This window comes from Actinomycetospora aurantiaca (genome assembly GCF_037401875.1).
GTDB classification, from domain to species: Bacteria; Actinomycetota; Actinomycetes; order Mycobacteriales; family Pseudonocardiaceae; genus Actinomycetospora; species Actinomycetospora aurantiaca.
Genome location: NZ_JBBEGN010000001.1, coordinates 301,061 through 313,052, shown reverse-complemented (window position 1 = coordinate 313,052; position 11,992 = coordinate 301,061). Strand labels below are relative to the sequence as shown.

Annotated in this window: 8 protein-coding genes; 7 read left to right on the top strand and 1 reads right to left on the bottom strand. The window is 58.9% G+C overall.

From position 1 onward, the window contains the following. The first annotated feature begins 11 nt into the window (after positions 1-11). The 7 genes from WCD74_RS01435 to WCD74_RS01410 all read left to right on the top strand — a co-directional run bounded on the left by WCD74_RS01435 (position 12) and on the right by WCD74_RS01410 (position 10,083). Entirely contained in the window at positions 12-983 is a 972-nt protein-coding gene (locus WCD74_RS01435; RefSeq protein WP_337693031.1) for a WecB/TagA/CpsF family glycosyltransferase, read from the top strand. Positions 984-1,105: 122 nt separating this feature from the next. Then, a complete protein-coding gene (locus WCD74_RS01430) occupies positions 1,106-2,485 on the top strand; it encodes a UDP-glucose dehydrogenase family protein (protein ID WP_337693030.1) in 1,380 nt (459 codons plus the stop codon). Positions 2,486-2,593: 108 nt separating this feature from the next. Next, positions 2,594-3,952 carry an oligosaccharide flippase family protein gene (locus WCD74_RS01425; RefSeq protein ID WP_337693029.1) on the top strand — a complete coding sequence of 453 codons (1,359 nt, stop codon included), beginning with the start codon at positions 2,594-2,596 and terminating at the stop codon, positions 3,950-3,952. 3 nt (positions 3,953-3,955) lie between these two features. Continuing rightward, positions 3,956-6,004 carry a glycosyltransferase gene (locus WCD74_RS01420; RefSeq protein WP_337693028.1) on the top strand — a complete coding sequence of 683 codons (2,049 nt, stop codon included), beginning with the start codon at positions 3,956-3,958 and terminating at the stop codon, positions 6,002-6,004. Next, positions 6,001-7,491, top strand: a complete 1,491-nt coding sequence (locus WCD74_RS29900) for a tyrosine-protein kinase domain-containing protein (RefSeq protein WP_373696018.1) — start codon at positions 6,001-6,003, stop codon at positions 7,489-7,491. Before WCD74_RS01420 ends, WCD74_RS29900 begins: the two co-directional genes overlap by 4 nt. Further along, a complete protein-coding gene (locus WCD74_RS01415) occupies positions 7,397-8,680 on the top strand; it encodes a glycosyltransferase family 4 protein (protein ID WP_337693027.1) in 1,284 nt (427 codons plus the stop codon). The genes WCD74_RS29900 and WCD74_RS01415 overlap by 95 nt, the downstream gene beginning before the upstream one ends. Before the next feature lie 20 nt (positions 8,681-8,700). Then, complete coding sequence (locus WCD74_RS01410; protein ID WP_337693026.1) at positions 8,701-10,083, top strand: O-antigen ligase family protein; 1,383 nt, start codon at positions 8,701-8,703, stop codon at positions 10,081-10,083. A gap of 604 nt (positions 10,084-10,687) precedes the next feature. On the opposite strand, the gene WCD74_RS01405 is transcribed toward WCD74_RS01410, so the two are convergent. Then, a complete protein-coding gene (locus WCD74_RS01405; RefSeq protein ID WP_337693025.1) occupies positions 10,688-11,932 on the bottom strand; it encodes a hypothetical protein in 1,245 nt (414 codons plus the stop codon). Between the last annotated feature and the right edge of the window lie 60 nt (positions 11,933-11,992).

Genomic DNA, 11,992 nt, shown 5'->3' with positions numbered 1-11,992 from the left:
AGAAGACTGACATGACGAAGACCCTGCACGACGACCTTCCGCAGACTGTCATCCCGGAGCAGCGCAAGGCGCGTCGACCGGAGATCGATCTCCAGGCTCGCATTGAAGGGGAAGCCCGCGCGTACCACCATCTGATGGATATCAATCTGCAGGTGTTCGACTCCGTTACTGATGCCGCCATTCGGATTCTCCGCCGTGCGCGCGGGCGGGCGGTAGGGACGAGCGTCTTCACCTGCAATGTCGATCACCTCATGCTCATGAACAAGGAGCAGCGTTTCCGCGACGCTTACGAGCGTGCGGATGTAGTGACGATCGACGGAGCCCCGTTGGCCCTGCTGACCAAGCTGACCGGCACCGCGGAGGCACGACGCGTCACGGGCGTGGCGCTGACCGGCGCGCTTGTTGAGCAAGCGGAGAGGGACGGACTGCGGATCGCACTCGTCGGCGGCGCGCCTGGACGCGGCGTCATGGCGGCTGCGAACCTCCGCCGAGAGCACTCCGAACTAGGGGAAGTCTTCGTCGACAGCCCTAGAATGGGTTTCGAGATAGGCGACGAGGAGGATCAGCGCCTGGTAAGTGGATTGGTCGCCTTCCAGCCGGATGTTGTGATCGTCTGCCTTGGCGCTCCCAAGCAAGAGCTGTGGATTGACCAGCACCGGAATGAGCTGCCGGGCGCGGTTCTTGTTGGCGCTGGCGCCACCATCGACTTCCTGTCAGGCTATCAGACGCGGGCGCCGCGCTTCTTTCAGGCAACAGGCACAGAGGCTGCTTACCGCCTCGCGACCGACTTTCGCCGGCTGTGGCGTCGTTACCTACTTCGCGATTCGAAGTTCTTCGTGCTCTTTGCTGGCCTGACGCTGGGGTACGCCGCAGGACGCGCGCGAGTCGGAAGCTCGGCGCGTTCGCACGGCGCGACGCGACGCAGGACATCCGCCGCTCGTCCCTCTCCGTGTCGTGCATGCGGGTACAGCCCCGCTGCGTGAGCCGGACACTCAATTGAGGGACGCGGCGACCTTGAGCGTGACACTATCGTGACCCGGCTGCGGTGCCACGACGTCGATGTGTGACGCTTCCACTAGGCAGGTCACCAGCGGGGGGTCGGGTGATGTTCGCACGGCGGGTCATGGTGGTGGGGACGGGCTACGTCGGGTTGACGACGGGGGCGTGTCTGGCGTCGTTGGGTCACGAGGTGGTGTGTGCCGACATCGACGAGGCGAAGGTGGAGCGCCTGCGTCGGGGTGTGGTGGACATCGTGGAGCCGGGGCTGGCGGAGCTGGTCTCGGAGCAGACGTCGGCGGGGCGGTTGTCGTTCGTGGTCGGCGCGGGGGTGGCGCTGGGCTCGTTCGAGGACGGTCGGGCGGCGGAGGTGCTGTTCCTGTGCGTGCCGACGCCGATGGGTGCCGGTGGGGTGGCCGACCTGCGCGCGGTGGAGTCGGTGATCGAGGAGGTCGGCGCGGAGCTGGCGCCGGGCACGGTGGTGGTGAACAAGTCGACGGTGCCGGTGGGGACGGCGGCGCGGACCGCGGAGCTGCTGGACTGGACGCGCAGCGCGGCGGAGCCGGACCGGGTGTCGCGCTCGGACGTGGCGGTGGTGTCGAACCCGGAGTTCCTGCGGGAGGGGTCGGCGGTCAAGGACTTCCTGGGGCCGGACCGGATCGTGGTGGGGTCGGACAACCAGGACGCGGCGGAGCGGGTGGCGGCGCTGTACGCGCGTCTGGGGGCGCCGACGGTGCTGACCGATGCGGCGTCGGCGGAGCTGATGAAGTACGCGGCGAACTGTTTCCTGGCGATGAAGCTGTCGTACGTGAACGCGATGGCCGAGCTGTGCGAGCGGGTCGGGGCGGACATCGGGGACGTGACCGAGGGAATCGGTTACGACCGGCGGATCGGGCAGGCGTTCCTGTCGCCGGGTCCGGGGTGGGGCGGGTCGTGTCTGCCGAAGGACACGCACGCGTTGCTGCAGGTGGCGGATTCGGCGGACTTCGAGTTCCGGTTGTTGCGCGCGACGATCGACACGAACACCCGGCAGCGGCAGCGGATCGTGGACAAGGTGCGCCTGGCGGTGACCGGGAAGCGGACCGGGTCGTTGTCGCGGGTGCGGCTGGCGTTGCTGGGGTTGACGTTCAAGGCCGGGACCGACGACCTGCGGGACTCGCCGGCGTTGGCGATCGCGGCGTTGCTGCGGCAGGCGGGGGCGGAGCTGGTGGGGTTCGACCCGGCGTTCGTGGACGGCAAGGACGGTGCGGCGCCGCCGACCGAGATCGAGGGGGTGGCGCTGGCGGCGGACGCGGTGTCGGCGGCGCAGGGCGCGGAGGCGGTGCTGGTGCTGACCGAGTGGCCGATGTTCCGCACCCTGGACTGGTCGGTGATCGCGTCGGCGATGAAGCGCCCGATCGTGGTGGACACCCGCAACGTCGTCGACCCGGCCACCCTGCGCCGCGCCGGACTCACAGCGGTCGGCCTCGGCCGCCGCGGCGAGGGCTGATTGATGGTGGCGGGCAGCAGTAACGCTTCCTCGGAAGATCATAACGATAGTACGCCTGGGTCGACAGAGCCGAATCTACGGGACCGCGCCTTCGCAGGCTCGCGATGGTTGGCAACAAGACTGGTCTTTGGCATCGTAATTAGCGGGCTGGGCTTGCTGGTCGTTGCTCGACTCATCGGCCCCGAGGCTTACGGCACGTACGGCACAGCCTTCGCAATCTGGTTCACATTACAGAATCTGACTGAACTGAACCTTGACGTTTGGTTAGTGCGACGCGGCACTTCAGATGATGATATGGGAGCCGCACGCGTTGCACTCACGGCCATCCTCGGCCTCTCGTCTCTGGGCGCCCTTGCTCTTTACCTCGCGGCTCCGGCAATCGCCGACTTGGCCAACATTCCTGACCTTGAGGGCACCCTCAGGTACTTAGCGCCCCTCTTGCTGATCACCGGGATAGGTCAACCTGCCCTATCGCTACTAGAGCGCCGCCTTGACTTCAAGAGTGTCGGACTTATTGAGATGCTGTGCCAAGGCCTATTTTACGTAGTCGCAGTAATCTTGGCTACGATGAGCTTTGGACTAACGTCCTTGATTGTCGCGCTAGCAGTGCAACAGAGCGCATTGACTCTGATCTTCGTTCTCAAAGTGCCGAACGCGGCTATGCCCTTGTGGGACAAGAAAATCGCCAAAGAAGCTTTCCGCTTTGGTTTCGCAGCCACACTCAGTTCTGTGGTGGAGAACGGGCGCAGTCTTGTACTCCAGGTGCTCGTGGCACGTTACGGAGGTGCGTCGGCCGCTGGCTATTACTCGTTATGCATTCGTCTGCTTGAACAGGCGTCATTTGCTAAGCAAGTGCTTTACCGCCTGTCAACCGCCGTCTTCGGGAGATTGCGAGACGATACTGGCCGCTTGGCGAGGAGCCTAGACAAGGCAGTTGTAGCTCAACTCCTAGCGCTAGCACCTCCTCTTCTCCTCTTAGCATGGGTCGGGCCTCACCTCTTGCCTCTACTGTTCGGCGCGGAGTGGACCCCGGTCGCCGAGCTGCTTCCCGTACTGATACCCACCTATCTCGTACTCTCATTGAGCAGACTGCACCAAAGCGCGCTTCTCGCTCTGGACAAGACTCTTCCAGTCTTTTGGATGACTCTTGGATACCTTGTGGTTCTCGCGATCGGAGCTGCTCCTTCTATCGTCTCCTTTGGAACGTACGGTGTCGCAGTAGCTGAGGGATTTGCCTCGATAGCGTTGGCAGCGGGCGTGGTTCTCTTCTGGAGGATCCTGCCCCTCCCTTCCCTTCTGATTACTACATTACTGCTCGCCGCAATCTCCCTCGCCGCCCAGGCCAGTATCTTTGGGCCGTTGATAAGTCTAGTGGTGGCCCTTCCTTTCATATCACGTCGCCTTCGTCAGGTTACAGGGGAACTAGTCAGCGGGCTTCGCACGGGCACGAAAAGGCTTGAGGGGTAACGTATGACTGTCGATCCACTACCGTCGGTGTCCGTAGCTATCACAAACTATAACTACGGACCCTTCCTAGGAGAATGCCTAGACTCTGTGCTTGATCAGACGATCACAGCAGAGCAGGTTGTAGTCGTGGATGACGGATCAACTGACACGAGCCGCAACGTCCTTCAAGCCTACGAGAAATCAATCACCGTCATCTACACCGAGAATCGTGGCGTAGGCGCTGCGACAGCGCGAGTTATTGACGAGTGTATATCCGACATCATCCTGCTACTTGACTCCGACGATCTTATGCACCATCTCCGTATCGAAGAAGTCGCCCGAATCTACGCCACGCATCGAGATGTGCAATGGGTATACCATGATGTGGAATATGTTGACCAAGACTCGCAACTCGTCCCGCCACCCAACGACACCCGAGTTTCTTTAGTATCTGGCCCACAGGACCACAGAGCGGCTGCGCGAAGGGGAAAACTCCCCACCAAATTCCCGCCGACTGCTGGGTTGTCGTGGCGGCGAGACTTTCTGCAGGCGCGCCTGCCGCTGCCGCTGCCTCTCAGTTCTCAGGACAATTACCTGAAGTTCGTCTCCGCCGGTTTGGGTCGAGGCTACTATTTAGAAACGAAGCTGGCATATCAACGAATTCACGCCAAGAACGCATACACCGGCGTCAAGGATGGAGCTAGAGAGACCTTCTTAACTAGAGCGCTCGGCGAGATGACTGATGGCCTCGATCGAGAGGGACTCCACCGACTTTCGGCACGATTTCGGGCGCGCGTGTTACTTCGAGGCGGACGCGAGGGTCGGCGAGTTGTCAAGCAAGAGCTCCTGAGGTTAGGTGCGACGGCAAGGGTCCTTCGACTGCTGACATGCCTCCCTCGAGAGGCTGCTTCGATGGTAAGAGAAAGCTGCTTGCGGAAGCGTCGGGCGAGGCGGTCTGAGCGTGAAGGGCCTGCTCGTTTGATGGTAGTTTGTAACGATCTGCATCCCTACGGAGCTCAGCGGGTCTCGACTGTCATCGCTGCCGGATTGACTCGATATGCTGATGTTTCGCTTACAACACTTGAGCGTCGGTCGCAGACCGAGTTGACCATTCCTCCCAAGATAGAAAACAGCCGTTCCCTAGATCGAACTTTCAAGGGATCGATCGGCTACTTTGAGTTAATCTTGAAGATGGGTCTAACTCTGGTGAAAAACCGGCCAGATGTGCTGCTGTCGAATATGCTCTTTAGCAATTTGGTCTGTATCCCGATCGCAAAGGCGCTGCGGATCCCGGTCTGCGTCGTTGAGCATAACGTTCCAGAGAACCTATCGATCGAGCGAAGTGAGCGAGTACTTCTCCGTCTAGCGAAGACGCTCTACCATCACGCCGATGCATTCGTTGGAGTGAGTAAGGAAGTAACGAGCAGGAGCGAAAAGGCTTTCGCGCTGGACCTTACACGATGTTTCACGATCTATAATGCGCTGCCGATTTCAGAGATCAAGCTGCGATCGGAGAAGGTGATCGAACATCCGTGGTTCTCGGGCGTCGATTCGCAGCATGTCGTCACGGCCGTATGCGTGGGCGCTTTCAGGCACGCGAAAGGCCAGGATCTGCTTCTCCATGCGATGTCGGCGCTGCCCGAGCTGCGTGTTGCCTTCCTAGGTACAGGGCCACTACTTGACAATGCAATACTTCTCGCAAGACAGTTGGGGGTGCAAGACAGATGTGTTTTCCTAGGACACATCGAAAATCCGTACCCCTACATGAGCAAGAGTAGGCTTGTCATAGTTCCGTCACGTTGGGAAGGCTTCGGCCTCGTGGCTGCGGAAGCAGGACTTCTAGGTACCCCAGTTGTGGCAACTGATGTTCCCGGACTACGAGAACTGGTGCCACGTTATGTCGGCGGGGTGCTTGCGCAACGAGCTGCAGCGGAACCCCTACGCGAAGCAATCAGCATTGCGCTGCAATCGCAAAGGCTTGAGTCCGACCTCTCAGAGTTCTCGCCTGAGAGCAGCGCAGCTAGATACTGGGAAGTGTTGTCGGCTCGCATGACGAAAGTGGGACCGAGATGAACCCTCGGGAAGCAGTAGTATCTATCCTTCGCCGTTGGCCTTATGTTGTAGCAGGAGTACTAGTCGGCGCGCTAGCTGGCTACCTCGCCAGCCTGCTTACTCCTCCGACTTATAGAGCAAGCATCTCCATGTATATCTCGGCGCAATATCCAGGGGACAATGCGAGCGCCGCCTACCAAGGCAGCCTCCTAACGGCGCAGCGGATTGCCTCGTATACTCAGCTCGTTGAAAGTACTCGTGTTGGCGGCCAAGTTGCTCGGAATCTTGGGTTACCCGATTCGCCATCACAGGTTGCAGAGTATATCTCTGCTTCGGCGGTCCCTGACTCGGTCCTGTTAAACATCGACGTGCGCACTAACGATCCGCAGAAATCCGTGTCGATCGCTAATGCTGCTGCTGACGAGTTCAGTCGGTTGGTGGCCGAACTCGAACGTCCCTTGGACTCCAATAGACCTCCGATTGTCGTTGCAAGAACTGTGGAAGCTGCGGTCCCTCCAGCTCCACAGGTGTCGCCGAACACATTCCTAAATCTGGTTGTAGGCGCTTTTGTTGGGATTCTGATTGGAATGGCGGTCGCATGGTGGCGCGCTTCGCTTGATACCACTTTGAGGTCGTCTGCCACCTTAGCTGAAGTAAGTGGAGCGCCCGTACTAGGAACAATCCCACAAGACACGCAAGTTCGTGAGGATTCGAGTATGGTTCTGAGAGAGGGGAGCAGCATAACCGGGGAGTCTCTACGGGAGCTTCGCACCAACCTCCAGTTTGTAAATATTGAATCAGACAGCAAAGTCATAGCGATTACAAGCTGTGCACCTGGGGATGGTAAGACATTCACATCCATTAACCTCGCCCATGCGCTAGCCATTGCAGGTTTTCGAACCTTGCTGATCGAAGCAGACCTTCGCCGGCCACGGATTTCTTCACGGCTGGGACTTGAATCTAACGTGGGTCTAACAACTGTCTTAACCAGGCGTGCCCAGCTCTCCGACTGCCTGCAACTCGTCGCGGGCGCTTTGAATGTCCTAACGAGCGGGGAACTACCGCCCAACCCAAGTGAGTTGCTGGGTTCGAACAGTATGTTCAGCCTAGTTGAGGAAGCCAAAGGGCGATTCGACTATGTAATGATTGATACGCCTCCTGTGCTTGCGGTGACGGATGCCGCTCAACTTTCTCCGAGTGTTGACGCCGCTCTACTGGTATGCCGATGGGGTGAGACGACACGAAACATGCTTGGAGATTCTGTAGCTGCGCTTCGAAAAGTTGACCTACAGCTCGCGGGTTGTGTGTTCAACGGTGCTCCACTACAAAGGAGGAGCTATCAATATGGAAGCTACTACTCGGATGCAATGACTCCCAGCCCCGACGGCGCTTCCGCAGCACGTACCACAGCGAATGAAAGCCAAGCTGCTACAACCGAGCTCCGAGGGAGCCCTCCAGCGTCGGCGGCTTATCCGTCTCGTCCGACTCCCGGACCTCGAAGGAGCTAAGAGGATGGCCGAGATTGCGTACTTGTGTGGTGCACTCAGCGTCTCGCGGGACCCATCGTCCCAATCAATTGGACCACGAGCCCATATCTCGGGCTTCTTAGAAGGACTGCGGCGCAATGGATATGAAGCAAATGTCTACCTCGCAGGTGAAGATAACACCATCCCGAAGGCTCTACGAGCGGGCAGTGCCGGCAGCCATGGATCGCCAGGGCACAGACAGGCTACAGCGCGTGATCTCGCTCGCCTGAGTGTGGCCCAATACGCTGGGTGGCGCGCTCGACGCCATATTCGTCCTTCAGCCGCCTTAGTGTATGAACGTCATGCGACTTTCCAACAGATCGGTCTAAGGCGGACCGATCACTCTGTGCCTTGGGTGGTGGAGAGCAACGGCCCCTTCTGGTACGAGGCCAGCCGAGAGAGAAGTAATCTCAGACTGATCCGGACGGCGAAGAAGATGGAGCTCGAGTGCTATCGGCAGGCAGATCTCGTGGTAGCAGTTAGCGATTCGCTCCGAGACCTCATTGCCGCCGAAGCGAGGCTGCCCCCGGACAAGATCGTGGTCCTCCCTAACGCGACCGACCCTGAGCGTTTTCGGCCGCAGCACGCCATAAAGGACCGGAGCCGTAGACACCTGGTTGTTGGATTCGTAGGGTACGTCGCGGAATGGGCAGGGCTAGACGTTCTCTTCCGGGCGGTCCGAGAACTTGATCCAACGGGTGAGACGCTCCGGATAGTTGTGGTTGGACATGGCCCAGCACGGCCTGGACTGGAGCAGCTGAGCTCGTCGCTTGGTATTGAGGCGGCTGTAGAGTGGACCGGTAGTGTCCCTTGGCATGAGGTCCCACAGCAGATGGCGAGGTTCGACCTAGCCTATAGCGGACAAGTCGAGATGGAAGTGGGGTCGATGTACCATTCACCCCAGAAATTGTACGAGTACCAATCTATGGGTCTGCCTATTCTCGCGTCTGACTTCGCAGACGCGCGAACGTTGATAAGCTCCGGAGGCTGGGGCTGGCTTTTTCGCCCGGGAGATGTTACAGAGCTGGCTAACCGCCTTTCTCAAGCCGGCGGGGAGCTCCCCAACCCAGACCTCAGTGCGAGCTGTCGCGCATCGATTGTGAAGAATCACTCCTGGGAGAGCAGAGTCGCAGACCTGTTGAAGGTGCTTCGGAGCACGAGCTTGCTATGAGGAGCCTCAGTAATCACCGGATGGTCCTGGAGCTGGTGCTAATTGTTGCCGTCTTCGTCGCTTTGACCGGTGCCATTGCGTCAGTTGGCGCTGTATTGACTCTAGTCACTATTCTCGCGCTCGCCGTCATTACGTTCCTCTTCGTTGCGCCCTTCGACTGGCTTCCCGGAATAACCTTTGGCTCCTTCGTCCTGGTGCCCACTCTCAATCTTCCAGTCGAGACAAGAACAGCGGGTTATAGTCCAGCCCTTGTAGTTGGCCTTGTACTCACACTCAGATGGCTACTAAATAAGCAGACGCGCCTCCGACCCAACCTTCTAGGAGTGACCTGCGCAATCTTCTTGGTCTGGATCTTGATCCGGACCGTTGGTTCGACGAACCCCACAAGCAGCGCTCTGTGGACTCTGAATTTCATCGTCCTTGCTGCTACTTTTGTTGCGGCCGCAACGTCATCTGTGCGTGCCGTTGAGATACTTAGAAAGTGTTGGCTGGCGTTAGCTTTCGCGCTCGCAATCTATGGCTGTGTGGAGCGTGCACTGTCGTATAACTTGCTTTTCCAACCACTATACGATCTGGCTCAGAACCCAGTGTCACAGGGGTGGGAGGTATATCGGATAACGACGTCCTTGGGGCATCCACTCCTGAATGGAACTTTCTTTGCAATGAGCTGCCTGCTCTTCCTTTCGCAGCTCTTCGAGAAGGCCCATCTCTATTCTCTTGCGGGTGCCCTGCTCTGCTCGGCCGCCGTCTATTTCACGGGGTCGCGCGGCTCCCTCATCTCGCTTCTTGTCGGTGTCGCCTGTCTTGTACTGTTAATTTCTATCAGGCGTCGAGGTGCAGGATCCGCTTACCGTACACTTGTCGCAGTCGTTGTTTTATTGGGTGCGCTGACACTGGCGTCTTTCTTCGTCGGTTCTGGTCGGGTGGGTAGTGCGGAGGCAGATTCGTCCGATGCATCTCGGTTGGATTCCTACGAGGTCGGTGTCTTGCTCGCGCAGGAGAATATGCTGGTTGGGGTAGGGCCAGGCGAGGCCGATCAGGCAAAGAGGAAGCAGGTACTCGGCGATTCGCGGCGTGGTGTCGAGAGCTCGTGGCTGCAGCTGACTATATCTACCGGTCTGCCGGGGCTAGCGCTTTTCTCCGCGACGATCGTAGTGGCTTTACTAATCGCGATCAGGAGGCGTAACGATTTCGGTCTTGCCGTACTCCTGGTCTACCTAGTTTCTGCAGCATTTTACAATCTGCTGGAGACCAACCGTCCCGCGCTGGTCCTGCTGGGAGTCGCCCTCATTTTCTGCTTGCGAAGCTCTACGTCGAATCTGGGGGTAGTTGAGTCGGTCCGGCAAATTCCGGCCCGACAAGTAGCTGTCGACTTCGAGCTTCGTGCGGTAAGACAGGAGTGACCTAACTCTTGCTCGCGTCAACGGCACGCTAGGTTGCCTGTCAACGGCGTTCTCCGTCTTTCGCCGGCGGGTAGAGGCCGGATCGGTTCATATCCGAACTATGCCTGGCTGGGGCCGTCCTTCATTGCGGCCGCCATACACGTCGATGACCTGCCCTTTACGACAACGAGATGGGCTTTGGTGCCGAAGACGGTGGCTGCGAAGGAGCTCTTCGAGAAGAAGGAGTGCGAGTAGTCTGCAGCGCAACAGTGCTTGGGCGCGGTGATTTATCGTCGTCGCTCATCCTGGGGCGTTGTGGCGTAGCGCCTTCAGGTGACTGTTGGCCGCTTCGACTAGGGCCGTTGAGATGCGCTGGTCGGAGCGGCAGATCGTGTCAGCCACGGGCTTGTAGGCAAGGTCGTACGCTGTGACGGCGTTCCCGAGCCATTGGAAGCTGGCTGGCGCAGGGTTAGCGATCCTCCGCTTCTCGGGACCCGGCTTTCCCTAGCGACGCGACACCACACCACGCCACACCACCTCCCTGATCGGTGGTGCATTAAGCTGGCTCCGACTCAGCGGCAGATGGCACTCGCCTCAATCGGACCGCAAGGGCAGCGCTAGGTAGTTAAATTTGTCGACGACCTGGAGTGCGATCGTTTTGCTCGGACTTCGGGTTGATTCCTGGCGGAGCAGTAGGCTGGTCGAGCAAGCGCTGATCGTCCCGCAGGTCCTTGCTAGGCGGAGACTTCCATGCAATCGCGGCAGCCGCGAACACCACTGCTGGTGAGGCCAGACCTAGTTGCCACAGGTCCGGTCCGGTGACGCGTAGAGTCTGAATGAAAGCGAGTGCGCCAGGCACTGCAGCGATTCCTGCGAGGAGCCACATAGTTGCGGTTACACCTGGCCGAAACCACCACAGTAGACCGATAGTCGTAACAAGGGCTATTAGTGCGAGGAACACCAAGGCCGGGCTAATCCTTGTGCTGCTCGTGACCTTCGATGCGACGTGAAGAGGTGAGAACCCGGCCCAGTCGACTATAGCGAAGGGTGCAGCAAGGACGAAGATCGTCGCCGTAGAACCGACTGCGACAGTGGACGTCATCCTGAAGCTGTAGGTTTGCTTCCACAAGAGAGCGCATATCGGAAGGAGCATCAGTATGAAGTGAGGACGGCTGCACAACGTCACACCGAGCGCGATGGACGCGGCGACTAGCGGGAGCCAGTACGTTGTTCTCGCGCTCACTCTGAGAACGAGCAATATGGCGGCGAGGACGTAGACCCCTTTCACGAAGAGGTCGTCGCCTACAAGGTGTTCCCGTACGGTCGCGGCGCAACCAAGGACCGCGGTAATCCAAACGACAGTCGGGGCCGCTCGCAGTCGCCCTCCGGCATTCAAAGCCACGAGAAATGCTGGTATCCAGACCACATTTTGGAAGGCTGCGTCTCCGAGGATGAAGAAAGGTGTGGCTAGGAGTAACGACCCGGGAAGTGGGGTTATCTCATTACCCATGTAGGTACGTCCGTAGTAGGGATACTGCCCTTGAAGCAAGCGGTCCAAAGCGACATTTAACGCGTCGGATCGGTCCGCGCCCGCTCCCAGGGAAGACGAGTGCGTAGGGTCAAACGCTGTGAAGAAGGCTATAACTAGAATGACAATGGCGAGGAACGCGATGATATCGATAGATTTCGGGTGTTTCTCGACCCAAGCTACGATATGAAAATATAGAACAACGGCGAGCACGAGAAGTGTCAGAGCGTAACCTGTAGCAATCAGGGGCGATGCATTCTTCGCGATTGTACCAATCGACACTGCGATAATTATTGACGCGAAAGCGAGAAGTCCCGCTCGCTGCTCAACCTGAGCATTCATGTAACCACCCCTACGGTATCGTATCGGAGAGCGATGTAGCGGTCTCAAGAAGGTTCGTCG

Coding starts and splice junctions, on each gene's coding strand:
- WCD74_RS01435 (WP_337693031.1), top strand. CDS start 12: ATGACGAAGACCCTGCACGACGACCTTCCGCAGACTGTCATCCCGGAG.
- WCD74_RS01430 (WP_337693030.1), top strand. CDS start 1,106: ATGTTCGCACGGCGGGTCATGGTGGTGGGGACGGGCTACGTCGGGTTG.
- WCD74_RS01420 (WP_337693028.1), top strand. CDS start 3,956: ATGACTGTCGATCCACTACCGTCGGTGTCCGTAGCTATCACAAACTAT.
- WCD74_RS29900 (WP_373696018.1), top strand. CDS start 6,001: ATGAACCCTCGGGAAGCAGTAGTATCTATCCTTCGCCGTTGGCCTTAT.
- WCD74_RS01415 (WP_337693027.1), top strand. CDS start 7,397: ATGAAAGCCAAGCTGCTACAACCGAGCTCCGAGGGAGCCCTCCAGCGT.
- WCD74_RS01410 (WP_337693026.1), top strand. CDS start 8,701: ATGGTCCTGGAGCTGGTGCTAATTGTTGCCGTCTTCGTCGCTTTGACC.
- WCD74_RS01405 (WP_337693025.1), bottom strand. CDS start 11,932: ATGAATGCTCAGGTTGAGCAGCGAGCGGGACTTCTCGCTTTCGCGTCA.